At 60.8% G+C, this 26,224-nt stretch carries 25 protein-coding genes; 8 read left to right on the forward strand and 17 right to left on the reverse strand.

Annotation, left to right across the window (positions count from 1 at the left end):
• Entirely contained in the window at nt 1–486 is a 486-nt protein-coding gene (locus tag ACR0AC_RS00870; protein ID WP_170517930.1) for a GatB/YqeY domain-containing protein, read from the reverse strand.
• Between the two features lie 183 nt (nt 487–669).
• On the opposite strand from ACR0AC_RS00870, the gene carA reads away from it, so the two are divergent.
• Both carA and ACR0AC_RS00880 read left to right on the forward strand, forming a co-directional pair.
• Complete coding sequence (carA, locus tag ACR0AC_RS00875) at nt 670–1,836, forward strand: glutamine-hydrolyzing carbamoyl-phosphate synthase small subunit (protein ID WP_480625880.1); 1,167 nt, start codon at nt 670–672, stop codon at nt 1,834–1,836.
• 81 nt (nt 1,837–1,917) lie between these two features.
• Entirely contained in the window at nt 1,918–3,798 is a 1,881-nt protein-coding gene (locus ACR0AC_RS00880) for a glycosyltransferase (protein WP_480871662.1), read from the forward strand.
• A 3-nt stretch (nt 3,799–3,801) separates the two neighbouring features.
• Here ACR0AC_RS00880 and ACR0AC_RS00885 read toward each other — a convergent pair whose 3' ends face one another.
• Nucleotides 3,802–4,449, reverse strand: coding sequence for a GntR family transcriptional regulator (locus tag ACR0AC_RS00885; RefSeq protein WP_170451424.1), 648 nt, complete (start codon nt 4,447–4,449; stop codon nt 3,802–3,804).
• 100 nt (nt 4,450–4,549) lie between these two features.
• Between ACR0AC_RS00885 and ACR0AC_RS00890 the strand changes: the two genes are divergently transcribed.
• The 3 genes from ACR0AC_RS00890 to ACR0AC_RS00900 all read left to right on the forward strand — a co-directional run bounded on the left by ACR0AC_RS00890 (nt 4,550) and on the right by ACR0AC_RS00900 (nt 6,800).
• Entirely contained in the window at nt 4,550–5,194 is a 645-nt protein-coding gene (locus ACR0AC_RS00890) for a pyrimidine 5'-nucleotidase (protein WP_170451426.1), read from the forward strand.
• A gap of 86 nt (nt 5,195–5,280) precedes the next feature.
• Nucleotides 5,281–5,529 carry a hypothetical protein gene (locus ACR0AC_RS00895; protein WP_170451428.1) on the forward strand — a complete coding sequence of 83 codons (249 nt, stop codon included), beginning with the start codon at nt 5,281–5,283 and terminating at the stop codon, nt 5,527–5,529.
• 74 nt (nt 5,530–5,603) lie between these two features.
• Nucleotides 5,604–6,800 carry a UbiH/UbiF family hydroxylase gene (locus tag ACR0AC_RS00900; RefSeq protein ID WP_480780443.1) on the forward strand — a complete coding sequence of 399 codons (1,197 nt, stop codon included), beginning with the start codon at nt 5,604–5,606 and terminating at the stop codon, nt 6,798–6,800.
• Nucleotides 6,801–6,831: 31 nt separating this feature from the next.
• On the opposite strand, the gene ACR0AC_RS00905 is transcribed toward ACR0AC_RS00900, so the two are convergent.
• Nucleotides 6,832–7,959 (reverse strand): aminotransferase class V-fold PLP-dependent enzyme, encoded by a 1,128-nt coding sequence (locus ACR0AC_RS00905; RefSeq protein ID WP_480625877.1) that lies wholly within the window; start codon nt 7,957–7,959, stop codon nt 6,832–6,834.
• Between the two features lie 232 nt (nt 7,960–8,191).
• On the opposite strand from ACR0AC_RS00905, the gene ACR0AC_RS00910 reads away from it, so the two are divergent.
• Nucleotides 8,192–8,893 (forward strand): GntR family transcriptional regulator, encoded by a 702-nt coding sequence (locus ACR0AC_RS00910; RefSeq protein WP_480708042.1) that lies wholly within the window; start codon nt 8,192–8,194, stop codon nt 8,891–8,893.
• A gap of 6 nt (nt 8,894–8,899) precedes the next feature.
• On the opposite strand, the gene ACR0AC_RS00915 is transcribed toward ACR0AC_RS00910, so the two are convergent.
• Nucleotides 8,900–9,358 (reverse strand): Lrp/AsnC family transcriptional regulator, encoded by a 459-nt coding sequence (locus tag ACR0AC_RS00915; protein WP_170621615.1) that lies wholly within the window; start codon nt 9,356–9,358, stop codon nt 8,900–8,902.
• On the reverse strand, nt 9,355–9,810 hold the full coding sequence (locus tag ACR0AC_RS00920) for an Lrp/AsnC family transcriptional regulator (protein ID WP_170621614.1): 456 nt from the start codon (nt 9,808–9,810) through the stop codon (nt 9,355–9,357). The genes ACR0AC_RS00915 and ACR0AC_RS00920 overlap by 4 nt, the downstream gene beginning before the upstream one ends.
• Before the next feature lie 131 nt (nt 9,811–9,941).
• Between ACR0AC_RS00920 and ilvC the strand changes: the two genes are divergently transcribed.
• Nucleotides 9,942–10,964 (forward strand): ketol-acid reductoisomerase, encoded by a 1,023-nt coding sequence (gene ilvC / locus ACR0AC_RS00925; protein ID WP_170451439.1) that lies wholly within the window; start codon nt 9,942–9,944, stop codon nt 10,962–10,964.
• A 48-nt stretch (nt 10,965–11,012) separates the two neighbouring features.
• Here ilvC and ACR0AC_RS00930 read toward each other — a convergent pair whose 3' ends face one another.
• Both ACR0AC_RS00930 and ACR0AC_RS00935 read right to left on the reverse strand, forming a co-directional pair.
• Nucleotides 11,013–11,468 carry an SRPBCC domain-containing protein gene (locus ACR0AC_RS00930; RefSeq protein ID WP_170517907.1) on the reverse strand — a complete coding sequence of 152 codons (456 nt, stop codon included), beginning with the start codon at nt 11,466–11,468 and terminating at the stop codon, nt 11,013–11,015.
• The gene (locus ACR0AC_RS00935; protein WP_480871663.1) at nt 11,465–11,776 is read right to left on the reverse strand and encodes an ArsR/SmtB family transcription factor; all 312 of its coding nucleotides are present in this window, start codon (nt 11,774–11,776) and stop codon (nt 11,465–11,467) included. Before ACR0AC_RS00935 ends, ACR0AC_RS00930 begins: the two co-directional genes overlap by 4 nt.
• A 79-nt stretch (nt 11,777–11,855) precedes the next feature.
• Here ACR0AC_RS00935 and ACR0AC_RS00940 point away from each other — a divergent pair, with 79 nt between their 5' ends.
• Nucleotides 11,856–12,758, forward strand: a complete 903-nt coding sequence (locus tag ACR0AC_RS00940) for a DMT family transporter (protein ID WP_170517903.1) — start codon at nt 11,856–11,858, stop codon at nt 12,756–12,758.
• Here the strand turns inward: ACR0AC_RS00940 and glmM are convergent.
• From glmM to ACR0AC_RS00990, 10 genes are all read right to left on the reverse strand, one after another.
• Nucleotides 12,755–14,098, reverse strand: coding sequence for a phosphoglucosamine mutase (gene glmM, locus ACR0AC_RS00945; RefSeq protein WP_170517900.1), 1,344 nt, complete (start codon nt 14,096–14,098; stop codon nt 12,755–12,757). The genes ACR0AC_RS00940 and glmM overlap by 4 nt on opposite strands.
• Nucleotides 14,099–14,131: 33 nt before the next feature.
• Nucleotides 14,132–15,130 carry a dihydropteroate synthase gene (folP, locus tag ACR0AC_RS00950; protein WP_480871664.1) on the reverse strand — a complete coding sequence of 333 codons (999 nt, stop codon included), beginning with the start codon at nt 15,128–15,130 and terminating at the stop codon, nt 14,132–14,134.
• Entirely contained in the window at nt 15,127–16,047 is a 921-nt protein-coding gene (locus tag ACR0AC_RS00955; RefSeq protein ID WP_170517894.1) for a dihydroneopterin aldolase, read from the reverse strand. Before ACR0AC_RS00955 ends, folP begins: the two co-directional genes overlap by 4 nt.
• Before the next feature lie 101 nt (nt 16,048–16,148).
• Nucleotides 16,149–17,570 carry a multicopper oxidase family protein gene (locus ACR0AC_RS00960; RefSeq protein WP_480871665.1) on the reverse strand — a complete coding sequence of 474 codons (1,422 nt, stop codon included), beginning with the start codon at nt 17,568–17,570 and terminating at the stop codon, nt 16,149–16,151.
• Nucleotides 17,571–17,595: 25 nt separating this feature from the next.
• A complete protein-coding gene (locus tag ACR0AC_RS00965) occupies nt 17,596–18,237 on the reverse strand; it encodes a cell wall hydrolase (RefSeq protein WP_480871666.1) in 642 nt (213 codons plus the stop codon).
• Nucleotides 18,238–18,423: 186 nt separating this feature from the next.
• Nucleotides 18,424–20,985, reverse strand: coding sequence for a pyruvate, phosphate dikinase (locus ACR0AC_RS00970; protein ID WP_170517883.1), 2,562 nt, complete (start codon nt 20,983–20,985; stop codon nt 18,424–18,426).
• 68 nt (nt 20,986–21,053) lie between these two features.
• Nucleotides 21,054–23,237, reverse strand: coding sequence for a glycine--tRNA ligase subunit beta (gene glyS, locus ACR0AC_RS00975; RefSeq protein ID WP_170451455.1), 2,184 nt, complete (start codon nt 23,235–23,237; stop codon nt 21,054–21,056).
• A 9-nt stretch (nt 23,238–23,246) separates the two neighbouring features.
• The gene (gltS, locus tag ACR0AC_RS00980; protein WP_170451457.1) at nt 23,247–24,461 is read right to left on the reverse strand and encodes a sodium/glutamate symporter; all 1,215 of its coding nucleotides are present in this window, start codon (nt 24,459–24,461) and stop codon (nt 23,247–23,249) included.
• A gap of 6 nt (nt 24,462–24,467) precedes the next feature.
• Nucleotides 24,468–24,992, reverse strand: a complete 525-nt coding sequence (locus ACR0AC_RS00985) for a DUF6446 family protein (RefSeq protein ID WP_170451459.1) — start codon at nt 24,990–24,992, stop codon at nt 24,468–24,470.
• A gap of 155 nt (nt 24,993–25,147) precedes the next feature.
• Nucleotides 25,148–26,077 carry a glycine--tRNA ligase subunit alpha gene (locus ACR0AC_RS00990; RefSeq protein WP_480625869.1) on the reverse strand — a complete coding sequence of 310 codons (930 nt, stop codon included), beginning with the start codon at nt 26,075–26,077 and terminating at the stop codon, nt 25,148–25,150.
• Between the last annotated feature and the right edge of the window lie 147 nt (nt 26,078–26,224).

A 26,224-nucleotide genomic window follows, 5' to 3' on the forward strand; every position in this document is an offset into this window, starting at 1 on the left:
TCAGCAACCGCCGTTCGATGCGGCACACAGATGGTCTTTGACCATCGGACCTACCTTGCCGAAATCCATCTGGCCGGTATAGCGGGTCTTCAACTCACCCATCACCTTGCCCATATCGCGGATCGAACCCGCGCCGGTGGCTGTGATCGCGGTCTGAATCGCCTTCGTCACCTCATCGTCGTCCAGCTGTTTGGGCAGGAATTCCTCGATGATCGCAACTTCGCGCATTTCACGCTCGGCCAGGTCCAGGCGTCCGCCTTCTTCATAGGCGCGCGCGCTTTCCTTGCGCTGCTTGGTCATTTTGCCAAGGATTTCAAGAACCTCAGCATCGCCACAGCCTTTCGCCTCTTCGTTCTCGGAAGCACGGGACGCAATATCCCGGTCTTTGATCGCAGCGTTGATCAGGCGCAAGGTCGACAGACGCTCGGCCGCTTTGTCTTTCATTGCTTGCTTCAGGGCGGTGTTCACCCGTGATCGCATGTCCATTTGGTTTGTCCATCCCCATGACAACGGAACCCCGAACATATCTAAACAAAAAGCGTGACACAACAGGGCACGGACATAGCTAACCCATTGAAAAACAACAATAGCCGAAAATTTGAACACACTTGACCAAAGCGGTTAACCCCCTTAGGTATGCGCCGATTTACCCTGTAGGAGAGTTGCGCCATGGCCCAGAACGCCCCGTCCAAGCCCACCGCATGTCTGGCATTGGCCGACGGAACGCTGTTTTACGGCACAGGCTTCGGCGCAACCGGCCAGACAGTGGCCGAGCTGTGCTTTAACACCGCGATGACCGGGTACCAGGAAATCATGACTGACCCCTCTTATGCCGGGCAGATCGTCACCTTCACCTTCCCCCATATCGGCAATGTGGGCGTGAACCCCGAAGATGACGAAACCGGCGATCCGGTGGCCGCAGGCATGGTGGTCAAATGGGACCCGACCGAGCCGTCGAACTGGCGCTCGGCCGAAGAGTTGAAAACATGGCTGGAACGTCGCGGCCGTATCGCGATTGGCGGCATCGATACCCGCCGCCTGACCCGCGCCATCCGCCAACAGGGCGCGCCGCATGTGGCGCTGGCGCATGACCCCGAGGGTAATTTCGATATCGCCGCGCTGGTTGCCGCTGCGCGTGGCTTTGCCGGGCTGGAAGGCATGGATCTGGCCAAGGACGTCACCTGTGCCCAAAGCTACCGCTGGGACGAGATGCGGTGGGCCTGGCCCGAGGGGTACGCGCCGCAGAAGGCACCCCAACACAAGGTCGTGGCGCTGGATTATGGTGCGAAACGCAACATCCTGCGCTGCCTGGCCTCGGCTGGTTGTGACGTGACCGTTCTGCCCGCCACCGCGACCGCTGCCGAAGTTCTGGCGCACGAGCCTGACGGCGTGTTCCTGTCCAATGGTCCCGGCGACCCGGCGGCAACCGGCGAATATGCCGTGCCGATGATCAAAGAGATCCTGAACAGCACCGAACTGCCCGTCTTTGGCATCTGCCTCGGCCACCAGATGCTGGCGCTGGCGCTGGGTGGTCAGACCATCAAGATGAACCACGGCCACCACGGTGCAAACCACCCGGTGAAAGATCTGGAAACCGGTAAGGTCGAGATCACCTCGATGAACCACGGTTTCGCCGTCGATGCCGAGACCCTGCCCGACGGTGTGGTCGAGACCCATCGCTCGCTGTTTGACGGCTCGAACTGCGGTATCCGCATGACGGACCGACCGGTCTATTCGGTGCAATACCACCCCGAGGCTTCGCCCGGCCCACAGGACAGCTTCTATCTGTTCGAACGCTTCGCAGCCGCCATGGCGGACAGAAAAACGCAGGCGTAACTGGCGCAAAGCCCGGGGTTAACCCGCTGTTAACCTAGATTGATCAACCCTGACGGCAGGTCACTGCGTCAGGGTTTTTTAATGGTTGAATTGAATCTTCAGGATTTTACCACTGCCGCCCCGATCCCCCCTCAAGGGCAACGCAAACCGTTGGGCACCTGCCTGATCGAACAAGGTGCGATTTCGTGGGAGCAGTTGGACCAGGCGCTGCATCTGCAATCCCAGCAAAAGGCCCCGCTGGGCGAAATTCTGGTTGGCGAAGGCTGGGTCAGCCGCGCGGATGTCCTGACCGCCCTGTCCGTGCAAAGCGGATGGCAAATCGCCGATCTGGACCAGATCCCGCCCGCACCCGGCTTGTGCGATTTCAAGCCGGTTGAATTCTGGCTGGCCCATAACGTCATACCATGGATGCGCGCCGACCCGCTGCTGTTGGTTGCCACTGCACGCCCTGATCGCTTCCCGACCGTCACTGCCGAGATGCAGGATTGCCCCTACGCCGTCCTTCCCGTTCTGGCCGCACCGGATCAGATTGATCGCGCGATTGCCCGTCAATTCTCGCAGGTTCTGGCCGAGGCCGCCGAGACCCGTGTGGATGAGGCGCAAAGCTGCCGCACCTGGACACCCCGGTCGCGCATTGGCCCTGCGGTTCTGGTTCTGGGGCTGATGGCGTTTTTTGCGGCCCTTCCCCAGCTTGGACTTGCCGCCCTGCTGATTGCAGCCGTCGCAACCCTGATCCTGTTCATGACCTTACGACTCTCAGGCGCGCTGGCCTTTGTGCTGCGGATAATCAAACCACCCAAAACCGATCCCGGTTGCACGCCCGTTTCGCTGCGACAGCCTTGCGTGTCGATCATGGTGCCCTTGTATAAGGAGCGTGAGATCGCAGGCGCCCTAATCAAACGGCTGCAACGGCTGACCTATCCCAAAGCCCTTCTGGACGTGATTTTGGTGCTGGAGGAACGCGATGACGTCACCCGCGAAACCGTCGAGAAAGCCGACCTTCCAAGCTGGATTCGCACCGTCGAGGTGCCCGCACTGAACGGGCTGACAACCAAGCCGCGTGCAATGAACTATGCGCTGGATTTCTGCCGGGGCGATATTCTGGGGGTCTGGGATGCCGAAGATGCACCCGAGCCAGATCAGATTGAGCGGGTGGTGCAGCATTTCACTCAGGCCCCGCCGGATGTGGTCTGTCTGCAAGGTATGCTGGATTACTACAACCCGCGCACCAACTGGCGTTCGCGCTGCTTCACCATCGAATACAACTCTTGGTTTCGGGTGATCCTGCAGGGCATCGCGCGCCTTGGGCTGGTGGTGCCATTGGGCGGAACCACCTTTTTCTTCCGCCGTGACAAGCTCATCGAACTGGGCGGATGGGACGCGCATAACGTCACCGAGGATGCCGATCTGGGCGTACGCCTCAGCCGCGCGGGATACCGGACCGAGATGGTCGAGACCACCACCTATGAAGAGGCCAACTTTCGCGCCTGGCCTTGGGTGAAACAACGCTCGCGTTGGCTGAAAGGGTTCATGGTCACCTATCTGGTGCATATGCGGAACCCGGTAGGCCTGTATCGCGAATTGGGAGCGCTCAGGTTCGCGGGCGTGCAGGCGTTCTTTCTGGGCACGCTGGGTCAGTTCCTGCTGGCCCCGATCCTGTGGATGTTCTGGCTGTCCGCGCTGCAACTTCCCAACCCGATGCAAACCCTGCTGACGGCACCGGTGATGACCACGCTGCTTTGGTTGTTTCTGGCGGCTGAGCTGATCAATATGGCCGTCGCAATGCTGGCCGTGTCCGCCCGGGAACGTCGGCATCTTTTACCGTTTGTGCCCACGATGTGCTTCTACTTCCCGCTGGGCGTCCTCGCCGCCTACAAGGCCCTGTGGGAGCTCGCGATCTGCCCGTTCTTCTGGGACAAAACCCAGCATGGGCAGGCCGAAGAGGACCTGCCGCAAGCCTGAAGGTTAAGATTCGCGCCGCACCGCGTCCTGCTTGAGACGGGTCATGAAGGCAATCGAGATATGGTCCTTCAGCGCCCGCCCGGCTGCTTCTTCGTCACGTGCAGCAATGGCTTCGACGATCCCCTTATGCTCGCTCTGCGCAATTTCGCTGCGCCCCTGCGCCGCCAGCGACGTGGTTGCCATCAGGGCCATGGTGCGATGTACCAGATCCAATTGCTGAACCAGATAACGGTTGTGCGAGGCCAGATGGATCTGCTCGTGAAACCGCCGGTTTGCCCGCGATAGGGCCGAGGGATCATCGACAAGCGCATCATCCTCGGCCACCATTTCCTGCAGCACGCGGATCTCTTCCTCGGTCGCGTGTTTGGCGGCCAGACGTGCGGCCAGCCCCTCAAGCTCGCGCCGCACGACATACAGTTCGGCCATCTGGTTGTGGTCCAAAGACGCCACAATCAGCGACCGCCCGTCCCGCTCCAGCAGCGATTGCGTTTCCAGCCGCTGCAACGCCTCGCGGATGGGGGTGCGCGACACGCCGAACCGCTCGGCCAGTTCGCTTTCGACCAGACGGTCACCGGGTTTGTAGACGCCCACATCGATGGCTTCGAGAATCAGGCTGTAGGCATCTTTGTTGGACTGTCGGGATTGGGGCATGGGGTGTTGTGTCTCCTCGTTCGGCCATGTCTATCCGTGTCCGGGGGCCGCAATCAAGTGTAGCATTGAAAACCCGGCTTTCGCGCCCTACACCGACATCATGGTCAAACCTGCCTTTAGCCACGTCACCCAATGGGTGTTCGATCTGGACAACACCCTGTATCCGCCGCACATGCGCCTGTTCGACCAGATCGAGGTGCTGATGACCGATTACGTCGTGCAGGCCATCGGCGTGGACCGGGCCGAGGCCGACCGCCTGCGCAGCCACTATTGGCGCGAATACGGTACAACTCTGGCCGGGCTGATGGCCGAACATGATCTGGACCCCGACCCTTATTTGCACGCGGTCCATCAGGTCGACATGAGCCATATGGACCCCGATGCCGAGCTTGCCGCCCATATCCGCGCCCTGCCCGGTCGGCGGATCGTCTACACCAACGGCAGCGCCCCCTATGCGGAACGGGTGCTTGAGGCGCGCGGGCTGACGGGTCTGTTTGACGCCATCTATGGTGTCGAACATGCAGGCTATCGCCCCAAGCCGGAAAAAGCGGCCTTTCAGGCGATCTTTTCGCAAGATGGTATTCAGACCGAAAAGGCCGCCATGTTCGAGGACGATCCCCGCAATCTGGCCGCGCCGCATGAGATGGGAATGCGCACGGTTCACGTCGCGCCGGACCCGCATGAGGCCGATCACATCCACCACCATACGGATGACCTAACGGCATTCCTGGCCCGCCTGCGGTAGGCTGTCACACTGCGACGATCTGCATATTCTGCAGCTGCACAATCATCCATATATGCCCGTCTGCGACGAACAGAACGGAGACCCCAATGAGCGCGACCCTGATGCCGCAGCGCCTGCCGATTTGGCAACGCCTGCTTTATGCAATCCCCTTGTTTGGCTGGATGGCCCGCGACGTGGCCGATGGCGAGCCCGAGGACTTGGGCTATACGGCCGCCGCGATCTTCAGCATGTGGGGCTGTTCGGCGCTGCTGTTCGGCCTGCCCGGTCTCTACATCCCTGCCGTGATGATGGTGCCGGTGATGTTTCTGATCCTGATCCTGATTTCACGCGGATAGGACACGGGACAGGATGTCACTTGGCGCAGGCGCGGGAACCGCACTAGGGTCTGCCGGGAACGGAGACAAGTGCCATGACTGACAGCTGTGACATCCTGATTTCCGGCGGCGGAATCGCTGGCCTGACCGCCGCCGCCGCCTTTGGGACCGCCGGGTTCAACGTGATCTGCGTTGATCCGACCCCGCCGATCACTGAACGCGACGTCGATGGGTCGGACCTGCGGACCACCGCCTTCCTGCAACCCTCACGCGGGTTGCTGGACCAATGTGGTTTGTGGGCCCGGCTTGATGCCCACGCGGCCCCGCTGCAAGTGATGCGCATCGTCGATGCGGGCGGAGACGTCCCCGAACCGCGCGTTGTGCGCGATTTCAACGCCTCGGACATTTCGGAACAGCCCTTTGGCTGGAACCTGCCCAACTGGCTGCTGCGGCGCGAAATGGTGGCGCGGCTGGCCGAGCTGCCCAATGTCGATTTCCGCCCAGGCACTGGCACCGTCAGCCTGTTCACCCGCACCGCCGAGGCGCGCGTTGGGCTAAGCGACGGCAGCCGCATCCGGTGCAAACTGGTCATCGCCGCCGATGGGCGAAACTCTACGATGCGCGAGGCTGCCGGGATACCCGTCCACACTACGCGCTATGGTCAGAAAGCGCTTGCTTTTGCGGTAACGCATCCAATTGCGCATGAAAACGTCTCGACCGAGATCCACCGGTCTGGCGGGCCGTTCACATTGGTACCGCTGCCCGACTGGCAGGGTCAGCCCTCATCCGCCATCGTGTGGATGGAACGCGGGCCGCGCGCGGTGGAGTTGCTGAACCTCGACACCGAGGCCTTCGAGGCCGCGATGACGGAGCGGTCCTGCGGGTTGTTCGGGCCGTTGAAACTGGCCTCACGCCGGACGATCTGGCCGATCATCAGCCAATCGGCCGCGCGCCTGTCAGGCGAACGCATCGCCCTGATGGCCGAGGCCGCGCATGTGGTGCCGCCCATTGGTGCGCAGGGTCTGAACATGTCCTTGGGCGATCTGCGATCCCTTCTGGACCTGGCACAAGCCCGGCCTGACGGGTTGGGCGATGAACAGATGCTGGATGCCTACCACAAGGCCCGCCATGCTGAGATCGAGCTGCGGGTGAAAGGCATCGACCTGTTGAACCGCACCTCAATGCTTGAGGCGCGGCCGCTGCGCGATGCACGCGCCTTGGGGCTGAACGCGCTCTACTCCATGGGACCGGTGCGCAAGACGCTGATGCAAATGGGCCTCGGCGTGCGTTAAGCGGCAAGGCGGGCTTCAGCCCGCCACCCGGTCACAGAACCTGATCCAGCACCCGTTTCAGACGCGCAATTGTGCCGTCCACATCATACAGTTTGTCGAGGCCGAACAGCCCCAGGCGGAACGTGCTGAACCCGGCAGGTTCGTCACATTGCAACGGCACGCCAGCGGCGATCTGCATCCCCAAAGCGGCGAATTTCTTGCCATTCTGAACCTCGGGATCAGCCGTATAGCTGACCACAACGCCCGGCGCGCCAAAACCATCCGCGGCCACCGAGACAACGCCCTTCTCCTTCAACATCGCGCGTACGCCATTGCCCAAAGCCCATTGCGCGTCGCGCAATTTCTCGAACCCGTATTCCTGCGTCTCAAGCATCGTGTCGCGAAACGCCGTCAGGGCATCGGTCGGCATGGTCGCGTGATAGGCATGGCCGCCGTTCTCATAGGCCTGCATGATCTGACGCCATTTCTTCAGATCGACCGCAAAACTGTCGGACTCGGTCTCTTGCAACCGCGCTTCGGCACGCTCAGACAGCATGACGAGGCCCGCGCAGGGCGACGCGCTCCACCCCTTTTGCGGGGCCGAGATCAACACGTCCACGCCGGTCGCCTTCATATCAACCCAGGCGCAGCCTGATGCGATGCAATCCAGAACCATCAACGCACCAACCTCATGCGCGGCAGCTGCCATGGCGGTCACATAATCGTCGGGCAGGATCACGCCCGCCGCTGTTTCGACATGGGGTGCGAAGACCACGTTGGGGCGCTGCTCGTGAATGGCAGCAACCACATCTTCAATCGGAGCGGGCGCAAAGGGGGACGGGCTGGTATTGCCGGTTTCCCGCGCTTTCAGAACGGTAACCGATCCGGTCAGCGCGCCGCTTTCGATGATCTGGCTCCAGCGATAGGAGAACCACCCATTGCGCACCACCAGAACGTTGGCACCACGCGCGAACTGACGGGCCACGGCCTCCATCCCGTAAGTTCCGCCGCCGGGAATGATGGCAACACCGTCGGCATTATAGACCTCGCGCAGCATGCTCGAGACATCGCGCATAACCTTTTGAAACTTGGCCGACATATGGTTCAAAGAGCGGTCGGTGAAGACAACCGAGAACTCTTCAAGACCATCCCGGTCCACGGTTTCCAGCAATGCAGGCATTCAGTTTCCTTTCCAGAAGTCGTTCCCCAAAGCCAGGCCCAAGTGCCCTGTCTGATTCCGGCGTACACTGCCACGAAAGTGACCCTACGTCACGAAAAACAAAACCGAAATATTTAGACCAACTGGTTCGAAAACATCAAAAATGACGCCAATTAGAGTCACCTCCCCTTTACACTTCTACTTGCTTCTGAACAGATGCATACACTTTATGCTTGAAGGGAAATTTCAACCCGTGACTCACCAAAAGCGGATCAGCTTCCAGGTCGTTCGTGACGAAGTGAAACGACGGATCGAAAGCCGTGTGTGGCCACAAGGCTCGCTTTTGCCGACGGAAACGCAGCTGGCCGAAGAATTCAACTGCGCGCGGGCCACCGTGAACCGCGCGCTGCGGGAACTGGCCGACCAGGGCTTTGTCGAGCGCAAGCGCAAAAGTGGAACGCGGGTCAAGAAAGAGCCCAGTAAACACGCCAGGCTGGAACTGTCGCTGGCCCGGCAGATGATTGAAAACCAGAACGCCGCATACCGCTATGCACTGGTCGAGCGTAATGTTGTGCCCAGCCCCGGTTGGCTGGCCTCGCAACTCAGCGTTTCGCCCGAGGCCCGTGTGCTGCACGTGATCTGCATGCACTATGCCGACAACCGCCCCTTTCAGCTTGAGGAACGGTGGATCAACATCGCAGCCGTTCCCGAGGTGGAAGAGGCCGATCTGAGCGCGCACGGCCCCCACGAATGGCTGCTGAACGCTGCCCCCTTCACCGAGGCCGAGGTCGCCTTTTGCGCGATTTCCGCTGACAGTCGTCTGGCCGAGTTCATGGGCACCACCGCCGGAACCTCGATGATCCAGATGGAGCGGACGACGTGGAAGGATGAAAACCCGATCACCTTCGCCCGCATGACCCACCATCCCGGCTATTGCGTTCGCACGAAATACTAGGCGCGATCAGCCTATCGGACCGGGCAGGCGTTCTTCGCTCAGCAAGACATTGGCCTCGACATCCCCCGCGCCGGGCAACGTCATGATCCGTCGGCGCAGGACCCGTTCGAAATCGGACAGGTCACGCGCCACTACGCGCAGACGGTAGTCATACAGCCCCAGCACATGCTCGACGGTCTGCACTTCGGGAATGGCGCTGACAGCGCGTTCGAAGTCTTCCAGACTGACCTGTCCCTTGCGCGCCAGCTTCACGCCCAGAAAGACAGTGACGCCAAAGCCCAATGCCTCGGCATTCAGGCGCAGACGGCGGCCTTTGATGACCCCCGCCTCTTCCAGCCTGCGGATCCGCCGCCATGTGGCAGGTTGCGACAGCCCCAGCCTGCGCCCCAACGCTCCGGCGCTTTGCGTTGCATCCTGCCGCAAGGCCTGCAGGATCTTTCGGTCTGTTTCGTCCAGCTCGATCATACCGGCAGCACCTCATCTCGTTTGACCCGTGCGATATGCATCAGCGCTTCGATGTCTGCGATATGCGGCAAGGTCAGGATGCGGTCGCGATAGAGTTGCTGGTAATGCGCCATGTCCTTTGCCAGAACCGACAGCCGCACATCCACGCGGCCCAGAAAGGTCTGGATCTCGATCACTTCGGGCACATCGCGCGCCGCAGCCGTGAATTCGTCAAACGCGCGCGCCTGCGTCTTGTCCAATGTGACCCGCAGCGACACCTCGACCGCATAACCCAGTGCAACCCAGTCTATCACCGCCTCCTGCCCCTCGATGATCCCCGCGGCCTGCATCTTTTCGATACGACGCCAGCAAACACCTTGCGTGATCCGGCACCGCTCGGCCAGTTCGGCGTTGGACAGGCTGGGATCAGCCTGAAAATGGCGCAGAATACGTCTGTCGAGGTCATCAAGCATAGATTTCTCATCATTCGGCCAAATGAAGAATAGTTCTTCATCTTTTTTATAAATACTCAACTTCAATACGCTCGCCAATCGCAAAACACCCGGGTAAAAGCGCAGCAATCGAAACAGAAAGGACCGGCAAAATGCGCGTCTATTACGATCGCGATTGCGACATCAACCTGATCAAAGACAAAAAAGTGGCCATCCTGGGCTATGGTTCGCAAGGTCACGCCCACGCGCTGAACCTGCGCGACTCGGGCGCAAAAAACCTGGTCGTCGCTCTGCGCGAAGGCTCTGCCTCGGCCAAGAAAGCCGAAGCCGAAGGTTTGCAGGTCATGGGCATCGCCGAAGCGGCAGCCTGGTGTGACGTCATCATGTTCACCATGCCCGACGAACTGCAGGCCGAGACCTACAAGAAATACGTGCATGACAACATCAAGCCCGGTTCGGCCATTGCATTTGCCCACGGCCTGAACGTTCACTTTGGCCTGATCGAGCCGAAAGAAGGCGTTGACGTCATCATGATGGCCCCCAAAGGCCCCGGCCACACCGTGCGTGGCGAATACGTCAAAGGCGGCGGCGTGCCCTGTCTGGTGGCCGTTGACACCGACGCAACCGGCAAAGCGCTGGAAATCGGCCTGTCCTACTGCTCGGCCATTGGTGGCGGCCGTTCGGGCATCATCGAAACCAACTTTCGCGAAGAGTGCGAAACCGACCTGTTCGGTGAGCAGGCCGTTCTGTGCGGCGGTCTGGTTGAGCTGATCCGCTGCGGCTTTGAAACCCTGGTCGAAGCAGGCTATGCGCCCGAGATGGCCTATTTCGAGTGTCTGCACGAGGTGAAGCTGATCGTTGACCTGATCTACGAAGGCGGCATCGCTAACATGGATTACTCGATCTCGAACACTGCCGAGTACGGCCAGTACGTCACCGGCCCGCGCATCCTGCCCTACGAGCAGACCAAGAAAGCGATGAAAGAGGTTCTGAACGACATCCAGCAGGGCAAGTTTGTCCGCGACTTCATGCTGGAAAATCAGGTCGGCCAGCCGACCCTGAAAGCTTCGCGTCGCGCCAATGACGAGCACCTGATCGAAGAAACCGGCGCCAAGCTGCGCGGCATGATGCCGTGGATTTCGGCTGGCAAACTGGTCGATCAGGAAAAGAACTAAGTCTGATATCCATCAGCACTGGGGCGGCCTTTAACGGGCCGCCCTTTTCTATGCAGCGCATGCTGTTACGAAGCATTCGCCCAACACAAAATCCCAACCCGTATCGTAACCGCCTCGCTTGTCCGCGGCGGCTTCGGCCCAGACCTCCCACCCGGAATGGGTCAGGGTCACTCGTGTTTGGTTCGCACCGACCCTTTCAAACGCGACATCAACCCGCGTGGGGGTGTCCTTGTTGGTGCCCGGATGCCAGGTGAAGGCCAGGCGGTTCCCCTCTTCATATTCCAACACCGTGCCCCAATCGGCCCTTTCGCCGTCATACATCGTTTCGAACACTGCGCCATCGACCCAAGGCTCGATCGTGACGGCCAGCGCCGGTTGTCCCTTCGAGGCCGACACCGCGTGACCATCCAGCGGCCACCAGCTTGCGATGCGGTGCACAAAAACCTCAAAGGCACGGTCCGGCGCGGCGTTCACAACCACGGTTTTGACGATTGGATCAGTCATGTATCTCGCCCTTCCCGGTTTATCTCAGCTGCAAAACTGTCCAGCACATCCGACCAATATCGATCCAACCAGGCGCGCATTTCTGCCAAGCCGTCAGGCTGGGCAAAGTAAATCCGGCGCGTCCCTTCCGACCGGCACCCGACCAATCCCGCATCTGTCAGAACCTTCAGATGCTGTGACACGGCCGGGCGGCTGACAGGTAGCGTGTCAGCCAGAGCCCCGACCGCGCAGGGCCGGGCTGCAATCGCTTCGAACACTTTCCGGCGAGTCGGGTCGCCCAGCGCGGTAAATGCATCTTGGTAAGCCATTACTTACGGTAAGTAAAAACTAACGCTTTGTCAATCTCGGGCGCGTGACATCGGCAAAATCAAAGGATATGCGGGGTTTATGGTGCAAGAACCCGATTACCGCGACTGGAGCGGCGTCCTGACACTCGGCCTCATATGGGGTGGTACGTTCATGGTCGTGGCCATGGCGCTGGAAGGCTATGGGCCTGTCACAGTGGCAACGGCGCGCACAACGCTGGGTGCGGTTACCCTGCTGGGCCTGATGGCAGCCACTGGTCGCAGGATACCCGGACCGGACCGCACGCTATGGGGCGCAATCGTCATCATCGGGCTGTTGTCGACCGCAATTCCGTTCATGATGCTCAGTTGGGGCCAGCAATACGTGCCCTCGGCCTTTGCAGGCCTGTCCATGGCAGCGATACCGCTGATGGTGCTGCCGCTGGCGCATTTCTTTTCCGACGAGCCGATGAATGCGCGCCGCATTTTCGGAGTGTCGCTCGGCTTTGCCGGGGCTCTGGTTCTAATCGGTCCCGGCTTGACCCAGATCGGCCAAGGGTTCGAACCGTTGGCGCAACTCGCCTGTATCGGGGCGGCGCTGTGTTACTCGGTGGCCTCGATCTTCACCCGACGTTGCCCGCCCATTGACCCTGTCACGCTGGCCGCGCTGACGCTGGTCGTCGGCGCAGTGTGCCTGGTGCCGCTGATGCTGGTGACCGAAGGCCTACCAAGATGGGAAGGCACACGACCCGGCCTTGCAATCATCATCCTGGGTCTGTTGCCCACCGCCTTTGCCACGCTTCTGCGTGTATCGATCATTCGCAGCGCAGGGTCGGTCTTTCTGACACTGGTCAATTATCAGGTGCCAATCTGGTCGATGGTGTTCGGCGCATGGATCCTGTCCGAGGCCTTGCCCCTGCGTTTCTTCATCGCACTGGCCATGATTCTGGCCGGGCTGGCCATCAGCCAGTGGTTCAGTCTGCGAAAACTGCTGACCGGGCGCTAGCCTGTTGCGGCTTCGACCTCGGAGACAATGCTGTCGACGACCTGAGACAACAGCGCGTCATCCTCACACTCGGCCATCACCCGGATCAACGGTTCCGTGCCGGATTTTCGGATCAGCAAGCGGCCCTGCCCGTTCAGGCGCGCCTCGGCATCGGCAATGGCAGCTTTGACGCTTTGCGCTTCAAGCGGCATTTGCCCCTCGCCATAGCGGACATTCTTCAACAGCTGCGGCACGGTCTCGAATTGCTGCGCCAGATCCGAGGCTGATCGCCCGGACAGAACCATCTCGGCTAAAAAGTGCAGCCCGGCCATCAAACCATCACCTGTGGTGGCGTAGTCGCTCATGACGATATGGCCGGATTGCTCACCGCCCAGATTGAATCCGCCTTCACGCATCCGTTCGACCACATAGCGGTCGCCGACGGCCGTGCGTTCCAGACGCAGGCCTTGCGATTGCAGGTGACGCTCCAATCCGAGATTGGACATGACAGTCGCAACCAGCGCGTCGCCTTTCAACTGACCGGATGCAGCCCAGGCCGAGGCCAGCAAAGCCATCAGCTGATCGCCATCAGCCACCTCACCGTTTTCGTCGATTACCACAACGCGGTCGGCATCCCCGTCCAGACAGACCCCCACATGCGCGCCGTGCGCCACCACGGTCTCGGCGGCAAGCTGAGGCTTGGTCGAGCCGCAATTGAGGTTGATGTTCTTGCCGTTCGGCGCGACGCCGACCGGGATGACCTCGGCGCCCATTTCCCACAACACCTCGGGCGCGGTGCGGTGCGCCGCACCGTTGGCGCAGTCGATCACGACTTTCAGGCCATCCAGCTTCACATCGCGGGGCAGCGAGGATTTGATCCGCTCGCCATAGCGGAACCGCGCATCGTCCACGCGGCGCGCGCGTCCGATATTCTGGGCTTGCGCGGGTTTGACGCCTTCCTCGATCAGCCGTTCGATTTCCAACTCGGCCTGATCGGACAGCTTGAAACCGTCGGGCCCAAAGAACTTGATGCCGTTGTCTTCCGCCGGGTTATGACTGGCCGATATCATCACACCCAGATCGGCGCGCATGGACTGAGTCATCAGCCCGACGGCCGGCGTTGGCACCGGCCCCAGCAGCAGCACGTTCATCCCCGTCGAAGTCAAACCAGCAGTCAGCGCGTTTTCCAGCATATAGCCCGACAAGCGCGTGTCCTTACCGATCACCACACGGTGCACGCCCGAGGCATCGCGACGGAAATACCGCCCCACGGCGGCCCCGATGCGCAAGGCCATTTCCGCTGTCATCGGATGTGTATTGGCTGTGCCCCGCACACCGTCAGTTCCGAACAGCTTGCGCATCTTCTACCCCTCACAAAAATGTTTGCGACCGGATTACCGGACCGCAGCCCATAGACGCAAGGCCTGAGCTGTCTCGGCCACGTCATGCACGCGAATGATCTGCACACCTTGGGACAATCCGTCCAGAGCAAGGGCAATTGATCCCGGAGCGCGCGCAGTTTTTTGCGGCTCTTTCCCGATGGACCCGATGAACCCCTTGCGCGACACGCCCAGAAGGATCGGACAGCACAACCCGTGAAACAGGCTGAGGTTGCGCAGAAGGTCCAGATTGTGCTGTTCGGTTTTGCCAAAGCCGATACCCGGGTCGACAATGATCAGATCGCGGCTCAGACCCAGTGTTTCCAGCCGCGCGATCTGACCTTCGAGGAAATCGTAAACATCCAGCACAACGTTGTCGTATTCGGGATTGTCCTGCATCGTGGCCGGGTCGCCTTGCATATGCATGATACAAACCGGCGCGCCCAATTCAGCGCAAAACGGCGCGAGGTCCGGATCGAAGGTAAAGCCCGAGACATCGTTGACCAAACCTGCCCCGGCGGCGCAGGCGGCCTTGGCCACTGCGGCCTTGCGGGTGTCGATTGAGATCAAGGCTTCCGTTTCCGCCCGAATCGCTTCGATCAGCGGGCGCGTGCGGGCGATCTCTTCCGCTTCTGGGACAAAATCTGCACCGGGGCGGGTCGATTCTCCGCCAATGTCCAGAATGGTCGCGCCTTGCGCCACCATGTCAGCGGCCCCTGCCCGCGCACCCTCGACCGAGCTGTGAACGCCGCCATCCGAAAAGCTGTCAGGTGTCGCGTTCAGGATGCCCATGATATGCGGCTGCGCCATGTCCAGACCGGATATTGCTGCACGCTGGCGGCTGAGGCGTTGCAAAACATCGGCTGGAATTTCAGCCGCCGGGACGACCTTGGGCGCATCCAACCGCGACAGGGCTTCCGCATGTGTGAACCACAACGCCTGACCGGCCAAAGACACTGCACCATCCGGGCGGGCCGGGCCGTGCTGAACCAGCGGTCGGTAATAATGGCTCACAATTGCGCCTGATCGACGGCGACGGCGCGCAGGGGCGTCTTGGGTTCTTTCGGCAGCTCGCCACCGATCACCATCATCTCACTGGCTTCAAACGTCGCGGCAAACCACGCGGCCAGAGCAACCGCGTCCGACGGCGCGGCGGATGGGCCGTCCACCGCATCCAGAACGATCTTGGACGGGGCCCAGACGCAGATCTGGCCGTTTTTCATGGCCCAATCCAGCTCGGTCCGAGTCGAGACGACGACACAGCGATGATCCCGCGCGGCCAGAACCCAGGCGTTTTGTTCGATGGACAGCAGATCGATCCGGCGCTGCGTCATGGCATGGCCGGTCTGCGGCGCAGCCAGATCCGAGGCCCCGACGCACAGGATCAGCGGGCGCTGACGATTTTCCAGCTGATCGATCCAGCCTTTCAGATTGCCCGACGCAATCGCGTCATTGGACAGGAACACAAGGCGCGGATGCGGGCGTTCTTCTTCAACAACGTCATGATGAACGGCGTCCTTGCCGCGTACGATCTCTACCCCCAGCGCGCCGGGACCCCGATCCAGCTTTTCGATCCGCACGAAAACCCGAACGGCCTGAGGTTCCAGCAGGATGCGCTCGGCCACGCGCTCGGCGAGCGTTTCAAGCAGGTTCAGGCGTTCAGCCGCCAGTTCATAGGCGATGGCCTCGGTCACGCGGTCATAGGACAGGATACGGTCCACATCGTCGTCAATATCCGAGGTCAGCGGGCGCACCTCGACCACGATGTTAAAGCAGATGCGCTGCGTCGTGCCGCGCTCGGCCTGAAAGGCCCCAATTTCAACCTCGACAGTGTGGTCACGCAATGAGATGCGATCCAACGGCCCCCGGGGCGAGGTCGCCTCGGACCGCTCGGACGGGTGCGCAAAGGCAAGGCGGATTTCAGAACTCATGGGTCAGGCCTTCTCGGGCTTGCAGAACAGTTCGCTTAATTTAGGCGGTCCGAGGGGCTATAACACTCACACAAGCGCCATTCCAGCCGCTGATTGCGGCGTCAGGTGACGCGAAACCAACTCATCATACCCGCGGCGGCATGTCCCAGCATATGGCAATGCAACAGCCAATCACCGGGATTATCGGCAAATAACGCGATTTGACGGGTTTGTCCCCTCTCGATCAAAACCGTATCGCGCCACGGACCCAACGCGCCGTCGTCCAAAACAAGCCGAAAGTGGTGGCCATGCAGGTGCATCGCATGGGGGAATGCGGTTTCGTTCACGAACTCGATCCTGTGAAGGCTACCCAGAGACGCATCGAGAAAAGGATCAGACGGACGTTCGGCATATCCGTTCAATGCCCAGAACCGCCCCAACTGCGCCAACTCGCGCCCTGACAGGTCGGTCTCACCAATCCGAGCGCTTTCCAACCACCTCATAGCCCCGCCCTGCAGACGCATTCGATGCAGCGGGGCATCGTCAATCCCAGCGATTTCCGGCAGGGGATTAGGCGGTAGCGCGACTATGTCCGTCCGTTGAGCGTTGGCGGACGGACCGCCGATGTCGAAACGCGCCAATCCAAATGCCCCGTCGCGTTCAACACTTACAAGGCTTGCGGTCGGCCCATCAGCCACAACGTCAACGATCAAATCCGCCCTTTGCGCCGGGGCCAGTGGGAAGGACCCGCTCAGGGCAAGCGGCACTTCCAGCGGCATCCCGTCCAGAGCGACAATCCAGCCCGTAAGGCCATCCAAGTCCAGATCGTAGATCCGAGCGTTCGAGGCATTGATCAGCCGGAGCCTGAGCCGTTCGTTTCGACGCACCGGAAAGGCCGGATCGAACGAGCCGTTAACAGTGACAATGTTTCCAAGGCGTCCGGCATGGCTTAGGTCGTGGCCGTTGTTGAAATCGTCGGCAATCTGAGCCGTTTCCGGGTCGAGCCGCCAGTCATCCAGCATCAGGATCAGATCCTGATCGACATCGGGTGGTACGACCTCATCAACGATCAAGGGACCGTATAGCCCGCGGGCAACCTGCTCCATCGACCGGTTATGGGCGTGGTACCAATATGTGCCCGCATCGGGGACGACGAATTCATACTTGAAAGCCCCGTCAGCTTCGACGACGTCTTGCGTCAAACCCGGTACACCGTCCATCGCGTTGTCTATTCGAATTCCGTGCCAATGAACCGAACTCGGCTGCGGAAGTCTGTTCACAAAGCGTTGCTGGACGCGCGTTCCCCGATTGTATCTGAGCGTCTCGCCCGGAACCGAGCCTCCATAGCTCCAGACTTCGGTTTCAGGAAACCCGACAGGCGCAAGCTGTTGACTTGTAACACGCGCCTCAAGATGTGGGACGTTCGCCCTGACCGCAGCCGGCAAAAGCGAAGCCGCCGCAGCGGTTTGCAAAAATCGTCTTCTGTTGAATGGCATTACGGGCCTCCTGGCCCGCAATATAGACTGCAACTCGCCCCGCGCCATCAAGCTTCCAGCGCGGGTGCGTCAATCAGTTGCTCGCCGTCCGATAGTTGTGGCGGTAGAAGATGTGCACACCGATCCGCGCGGTCTGCTTGTAGACGCGTGACCAGGATGGGCGCACCGCGGTCGTGTGATAATGGGTCGCGCCTTCGGTCAGTTCCTTTGCAATCCCGTCCATCGCGGCCCGCGCGACTTTCGACACACGCTCAAAGGCTTTCTTTTCGTGGATCACCTCTTTGCGGCCATCGCAGGTATAGGTGAACTGGCACTGGTATTTCTTCCCGGTGCCCTGACGGATCACACCGCACAGGCTGTCAGGGAAACGGCTGCTTTTGACCCGGTTCAGGATCACTTCAGCCACGGCAAACTGTCCCCGCACGCTTTCACCGCGGGCTTCGAAGTACAGCGCCTCGGACAGACACTTCCAGTTCTCGTCCCCGGTTGCTTTGGGTTGCTGATCCAGCCAGGCCTTCGAGTAGGAAACTTCGACCGGCGCAGCCGGCTTCCGAGGCTGGAACAGTTTGAAATAGTCACGGAAACTTTGCGCCGGCAATTCGTTGCGGGCGACAAGTTCTTCCTTGGCGGAATCGGTTGCTTCCCTCTCGGCGAAGGACGCACTTGGCAGCACGGTTGCCGCCAATGTGGCAACAGCCATTATGTAACGTAGCATCAGATAACCTCGCACAGGCACTTCTCGCGCCTAACCCTCCCCCGGCGGGCGCGACGAGGCATTTAGCGCAGTCCGGCGCAAACGTCCAGAACTGAAGGAAAAGCAAGTGGAAAATCGCTCGTGGGGAAGATTTTTTCCGCCACAAGTTCACCTGAAACCCACTAATCCTTGGGTTAAATGGCGCTGTCAACCCCCAAGTCTGGACGAAATCGCCAGTTGAGCGGCAGCCAGCCGAGCGACCGGTACTCGGAAGGGGGAACAGGACACATAGTCAAAGCCGAGGTCCCGACAAATCGCGATTGATTCGGGATTTCCGCCATGCTCGCCGCACACCGAAAGCGTCACATCGGGTTTTGCCAGACGCCCCCGTTCGGCCCCGAGTTTCAGCAATTCACCCACGCCATCGGGGTCCAGCACGTGAAACGGATCTTCGGTGAACACACCCTGACGGACATAAGCCGACATGAAACGCCCTGCGTCGTCACGCGACAGTCCATAGGTCATTTGGGTTAAGTCATTGGTGCCGAAGCTCAAAAAGGCGGTGCTGGGGGCGATTTCCTCGGCCCGCAGGCAGGCGCGCGGCGTTTCCACCATGACGCCCAGACGGTATTCAAACTCCTGCCCCTGCTCTGCCGCAACCGCTGCCGCGACCGAGTCGATGCGGGATTTCACCAGTTCGACCTCGCGCTTGGCCGACACCAATGGGATCATCACCTCGGGCACCACGGGGGCGCCGTTTTTGCTGGCCTCCAACGTCGCCTCAAAGATCGCGCGGGCCTGCATGTCATAGATTTCGGGCACGGTCACACCCAGACGCACACCGCGCAGGCCCAGCATCGGGTTATATTCGGTCATCGCAGCAACCCGGCGTTCCACATCCGAGACCGGCAAATCCAGCGCCTCGGCCAGTTCGCGCTGGCCACTGCGGGTGGTCGGCAGGAATTCGTGCAAAGGTGGGTCGAACAGGCGGATGCAGACCGGTTGACCTTCCATGATGCGGAACAGTTGCACGAAATCCTCGCGCTGCATGGGCAACAGACGTTCCAGCACAGCCTCACGCCCGGACGATGTTTGCGCAAAGATCATCTCGCGCATCACGATCAGACGGCCGGGATCAAAGAACATATGCTCGGTCCGGCACAGACCAATGCCCTGCGCCTGAAAGTTCCGGGCGGTTTGTGCATCGGCTGGCGTATCGGCGTTGGCGCGTATCTCGATATCGCGCTCGGCGTCGGCCCAGCCCATAAGCGTTTGAAAACAATCGTCCAAAGCGGCTTCCAGCATCGCGGGTTGCCCGGCCAGAACCTGCCCCGAGCTTCCGTCAATGGTCAGCACGTCCCCGGTTTTGAACACGCGCCCATCCGGGGCGGTCAGCATTTTCTTCTTGGTCTGAAAGCGGATGTCGGACGCGCCGACGATACAGGGCAGGCCCAGACCACGCCCGATCACCGCCGCATGGCTGGTCATGCCGCCCTTCTCGGTCAGCACGGCCACGGCGGCGTGCATCCCGCGCACATCCTCGGGCGAGGTTTCGCGGCGGACCAGAACACAGGCCTCGCCCCGCGCCGCGCTGGCCTGCGCTTCGGCGGCGGTAAACACGATCTTACCGGTCGAGGCTCCGGGGCTTGCGCCAATCGCCGTGGTCAGCACATCACGCTCGGCCTCGGGATGGACCTGACGGTGCAGCAGCTCGTTCAGCGCGTGGGGATCAACCCGCATTACCGCCTCTTGCTGCGGGATGATCCCGTCTTCGGCCAACCGAACGGCAATCCGCATCGCCGCACGCGCGGACCGCTGCACACGCACACCGTCCAGAATGTGCACGTGGCCGTTTTCAATCACGAACTCGACCTGCATTTCCTCGCGCAGCTTCTCGCGCATCAATGCGGCCTGTGCCTTCAGGTCGGCAAAAGCCTTAGGCGCCACCTCTTCCAGCGACTGCCCCCGCGGGTCCTTCTCAAGATACAGCGCCGAGACACCTTCGCCCAGCGCATCGCGCCCCTGACTCTGGCTCAGATACCGCCCCGTGATCTGGGGCATTCCGGTTGTGGAATCAACCAGTTGCAACACGCCCGAGCCGCATTCACCCTGCCCCACGCCGGGGATCATTTCCTGAATGACCAGCCCAAGCCCCGCATCTGCCGGGGCCCCTTTGGCCTGACGCAGCAACCGGGCCGACGTTCCGTCCCATGCCCGCGCCATCGAGCGCAGGACGCCCACCAACTGCTCGCCCCGATCCTGCGGAAAGGCCTCGTCGGTCTCATCTTCATAGGCGCGCAGACTGTCCCGCAATCCGTCCATACCGACGGTATCGATATCGTCAAATACGTCGGCATCCAGACGCGCCACGTGAATGGCATAGCTTTGCACAAATCGCAGCGACAAGGCTGCGGCGGCCTCGGACCCCATCTTTTCCGCTAAATCGCCGTATCGGGCTTCGTTCATACCAATATTCAGGATAGCCCCCGGACCACCCCAATCCGGATCTTCCGAACTGGGCCGCACGCACAACAGGGCGTCTTCGTCAAACTGGTCCAGAATCGCCGCGATATCCGGCACCTGCCCTTCCGCAATGCGGTGAACTGCATCGAAGGACAACGCCACCGTGCGAGGCACCGGCATCTCAAGCCGGACCAGACGTTGCAGACATTTCGCCCGCCCGCCATGGGTATTGGCAGCGATGGGCGCTTTGGGCGTGATGAGCGTGGTATGCGGGTTATTCTGCACTGCGGCACCTTTTGGTTTCACCGCAGCATAGGCAGCTTTACCCCTTGCGCAAGGGTGATATGGGCGCGCAAGGCCGCGCGCCCGGTGTCTTAGCCTTCGATCTTGGTCAGATCGGCGACGCTGGAACAGATCGTGCGGATCTGGCTCAGCAGGTTCAGACGGTTGCGGCGCAGGATGTCGTTGTCAGTGTTGACCTGCACATCCTCAAAGAACGCATCCACCGGGCCACGCAAGGCGGCCATGGCGGCCATGGCGGTCGGGAAATCCTCGGCCTTCAGCGCCGGATCAATCTGCGCCTGCGCCTGATCCAGCGCGGCAAACAGCGCCTTTTCGCTGTCCGTTTCAGCAAATTTCACATCCGCACCGTAGGAGTATTCGACGCCGTCCTTCTCCTCGGCCTGCGTCAGAATATTGTTGGCGCGTTTGAAGCCCTGCACGAGGTTCTCCCCATCCTCGGTCGCGATCACCGCATTCAGAGCGCGGGCGCGTTTGACCAGCAGGTTGAGGTCGTCATTCCCCTCCATCGCGATACAGGCGTCGATCACGTCGTGGCGGATGCCCTCGTCTCGGAGGAAGACTTTGAGGCGGTCGTGGAAGAAGGCGAGAAGGTCTTCGATTATTTTGAGTGTTTTTTCTGGATCATAAAGTGCCAATGCCGCTTCGTCGTCCTTGCGGTCTTGATCATTCCACTCACCCATAGGCTTGCCCATACGACGCCAATGGTTGGGGTAGACATGACCATTGTAGCCCATCGCAAGAATTTCCCGAAAACTCGGTGTGTCATTAAGGTGCAAGTCATTCTCTAACGCCAACCGAACAAAACCTAGCGCTGCCCGTCGCAACGCAAACGGGTCTTTCGAACCGGTCGGCTTCTCATCAATCGCCCAGAACCCGGTCAACGTGTCCAGCTTGTCGGCCAGCGCCACGGTCACCGACAGCGGCGCAGTGGGCACGTCATCCGATGGCCCCAGCGGCGAGTAATGCTCCTGTGCCACAGCAGCCACGGCGGTGTCCTCGCCTGCGGCTTCGATATAGTACCGCCCCATAAGCCCCTGAAGTTCGGGGAATTCATAGACCATCTCGGAACTCAGATCGGCCTTGGCAAGACGTGCGGCTTTCTCGGCCTGATCTGCATCCGCGCCGGTCACCGGGGCCAGTTCGCGGGCCAGCGCGGCGATGCGGTCGATGCGCTCGGCCTGCGTACCCAGCTTGTTGTGGAAGGTCACATTCTCCAGCGCGCGGGTCCATTGGATGATGTCCGATTTGGCAACGCGCAGGTCGTTCTCCCAGAAGAATTTCGCATCGGCCAGACGGGCCGACAGCACCTTCTGGTTCCCCGCCAGAATGGTCGCGCCATTGTCGGCGGTTTCGCGGTTGGCGACGGTGATGAAACGTTCGATCCGACCGGTCTTGGGGTTCCTCACGGAAAAGAATTTCTGATGCTCTTTCATCGAGGTCTGCAGCACTTCGGGCGGCAACTCCAAGAATTCCTCGTCGATCTGCCCCATCAGCACCACGGGCCATTCGACCAGCCCGGCAACCTCGGCCAGCAGGCCCTTATCCTCGACCACTTCCAGACCGGCGGCAAAGGCCATGTTCTGGGCGTCGTTCCAGATATGCTCGGCGCGCTCGCCGGGCGATAGGACTACGAACGCGCGTTTCAGTTGAGCGGCGTAGTCTTCGAAAGACGAAACCGAGAACCGGGCCGGAGCCATGAAACGGTGACCGGCGGTGGTATCGCCGGAAGTAATCCCTTCGACCTCCAACGGCACGACCTGTGCGCCGGTCTCATCATTTAGAATGCAGAGGATCGAGTGCAAAGGCCGCACCCAGCGCATCGGGCCACTGCCCCAGCGCATCGACTTGGGCCAGGGGAAGTTGCGGATGGTCGCCTCAAGCACCTCGGCCACGATTTCGGCCGCCGGACGCCCGGCTTTTTCGATGGTCGCGAAATAGACTGCGCCCTTGGGCGTGTCACGCTCCTCAAGCTGGTCGCGGGTCAGGCCCGCGCCACGCAGGAAGCCCTCGATCGCTTTGTCCGGCGCGCCTACCTTGGGGCCTTTGCGTTCCTCGCGGATCGTCGGACTTTCAGCCAGCAGCCCTTCGACTGCCAGTGTCAGGCGGCGGGGCGTGGTCAGGGCGGCGGCCCCGGCATAGGTCAGACCGGCCTCGACCAGACCATCGGTGATCCGCTTTTTCAGGTCCTCACCGGCGCGGGTCTGCATACGCGCGGGGATCTCCTCGGAAAACAGTTCGATCAGCAGGTCGGGCATTTTCGGTCCTTAGAATGAAACGATCGTCTGGATGACGATGGCATTGGCGATATCCACAAAGAATGCGGATACAAGGGGCAGCACGATAAAGGCAATAGGCGACGGGCCATATCGCTTGGTTACGGCGGTCATATTGGCAATCGCGGTGGGGGTTGCGCCAAGGGCGAAGCCCCCGAACCCTGCTGCAAGCACGGCGGCGCGGTAGTTCGAGCCCATGACGGGGAACAGAACCCAGATCACAAAGACGACGGCAAACAGGGTTTGCGCCGTCATGATGACGACGATGGCCAGCCCCAGTTCCGCGATTGTCCAAAGCTGCAGGCTCATCAGCGACATGGCCAGAAACGCGCCCAGCGAGAATTCCGAGATCAACGCCAGCGAAGGTGTGCGCGACACTTGCGGTGCATTCGGGGCAATCCAGTCGCGTAGGTTGGCGATCACGATTCCCATGATCAGGCACGGAACAAACAGCGGTAGTTTCAACCCGGCGGCCGTGATCGCCTCGCTCAGCACATATCCGAAGATGATCGCGAGGTTGAGGTGCAGAAGGACGCGCATGATCGTCAGGTGATCGATCTTGGAATTGCGCTCGTCCGCATCATCGGGAAGGCCGATTGTGTGTTCCTCATCCGGGCGCGCCGGTTGCAGGTTCCGGCCCTCGACCAGAACCCGCGCAATCGGCCCGCCGACAAGCGCGGCAAGAACAAGGCCAAGGGTCGCCACCGCGACACCCAACTCGGTCGCACCGTCCAGGCCAGTCACTTCGGCCACATCCGGGGCCCAGGCAATCGCCGTTCCGTGCCCGCCGATCAGGGAGGCTGAGCCAAACAGCACCCCGGCCTGCGCGGGATAGCCGAACGTCACCGCCCCGGCAGCACCAATCACGTTCTGGAAGATGATGGTCGCAAGCGTCAGAACAAGAAGCAAAAACAGTGGCTTGCCGCCTGCAATCAAATCAGACAGCCGCGCATTCAGGCCGATCCCGGCAAAGAACACAACCAACAGGAAATCACGGGCCGCGAGGCCGAAGCCGAGTTCCAGATCGAACAGAAGATACAGCCCCAAAACGACAAGAGACGCCAACAGACCTCCGGTCACCGGCTCGGGGATGTTGAACTGGCGCAGCGCCGCGACCCGAGCGTTGACCTCGGCCCCGATCAGGTAGACCGCGAAGCCCAGCGTCGCCGTTAGAAAATCCGGGATCTGCAGGGTCTGCGCGTCCATGGCGTTTTAACTTTCAGGCCGGGGCGGGCATTCTTCGCCTACAACGGTGCCGTCATAGGCCTTTTCGCCACAATTGTTCAGCGCGTGCCAGATGTAACCTTTGCCATCCTGTGTGACAGCCACGATCCGATCCACACCATAGTGGATATTCTTCTGCCCGATGAATGCCTGCGCCTGACCGGATTTCAGAGCATCTGCCAGAGCGACCGCATCGTAACAATCAAACCAGCCCGGCGCGGTCAGGGGGGTCGCCTCGTCCGCCAACTGGTACGTCGATTGCAACTCATCCAGCGTCAGATCGGTGTCGAAACAGGCCCGAAACCGGATCGGAGAACTGTCGGCGTCGATCGCCTGAAAACCCGAATATTCGATCGCAACCGGTGCATCGGCCCCGTCGACCAACAGCGCCACGTCCTCACCTGGCGATGGTGCGACATCGTAATAGAACCCATAGACCTGCAAATAATACATCCCGCCGCCCGCAAGCGCGGCGGACACCAGAAGAAGGATGGCGAGCAATTTGCCAGTCATGTTTTGAAGGTCCTTCGTTCGCAGTCTTTCTCAGGTATTTCAGAGGTAGCGCGTGCTACGGGACAGTACAGTCCGCCCGTCGCCCGCTGTCTAACTCTCAGTCCAAGGTCACCAATTCCCTGTGCCCTTTGAGGTCGTGTTTCCCGTTGGACGCATCAGGCCGCGTGCCCTGCGGCCTCGGTCTGAACAAAGGCATCCGCGCATTGTTTGGCCAGCGCCCGCACGCGCCCGATATAGGCCTGCCGCTCGGTGACCGAGATCACGCCCCGCGCGTCCAGCAGGTTGAAGATGTGCGACGCCTTGATGCATTGATCGTACGCGGGATGCGCCATGATGATGCGCTTGCCGGTTTTCGGGTCGTCATGTTCCTGCGCCAGAATGGAGGCGCATTCGGCCTCGGCCTCTTCGAAATGGCGCAACAGGACCTCGGTATTGGCGACATCGAAATTCCAGCGGGCGTATTCCTCTTCGGTCTGTTTGAAGATGTCGCCATAGGTCAGCGGACTGGGGGATTGCGGGTCGTTGAACGGCATGTCCATCACGTGATCGATGCCCAGCACATACATCGCCAGACGTTCCAACCCATAGGTCAGCTCGCCCGAGACCGGGGCGCAGTCATGGCCGCCGACCTGTTGGAAATAGGTGAACTGGCTGACCTCCATCCCGTCGCACCAGACCTCCCATCCCAGCCCCCAGGCGCCCAGGGTGGGGCTTTCCCAGTCATCCTCGACGAACCGGATGTCGTGCAGGTCCATATCGATGCCGATGGCCTGCAGCGAGCCCAGATACAGCTCTTGCAGATCCGGCGGGCTGGGTTTGATCAGCACCTGATACTGGTAGTAATGCTGCAACCGGTTCGGGTTCTCACCGTACCGCCCGTCGGTCGGGCGGCGCGAGGGCTGCACATAGGCCGCGGCCCAGGCCTTGGATCCCAGCGCGCGCAAGGTGGTCGCCGGATGGAAGGTCCCTGCCCCGACCTCCATGTCGTAGGGTTGCAGGATCGCACAGCCCTTGGACGCCCAATAGGTCTGAAGCCGCAGGATAATTTCCTGAAAAGAACGAGGTGCGCTGGACGGTTCGGTCATGACATTCCCTTTGGGCGTCGCTTGCGCCCTGTTCCGGTCGGTTTTGCCCTTCCTATGCAAGGGGCCAAGGGGCGTCAACGGGCCAATGGCCCCATGCTGTATCTGCACGGCCACACCGTAAATTCCCCGTATTCCCGCCATGGCATT

Source organism: Ruegeria sp. H7 (assembly GCF_056532945.1).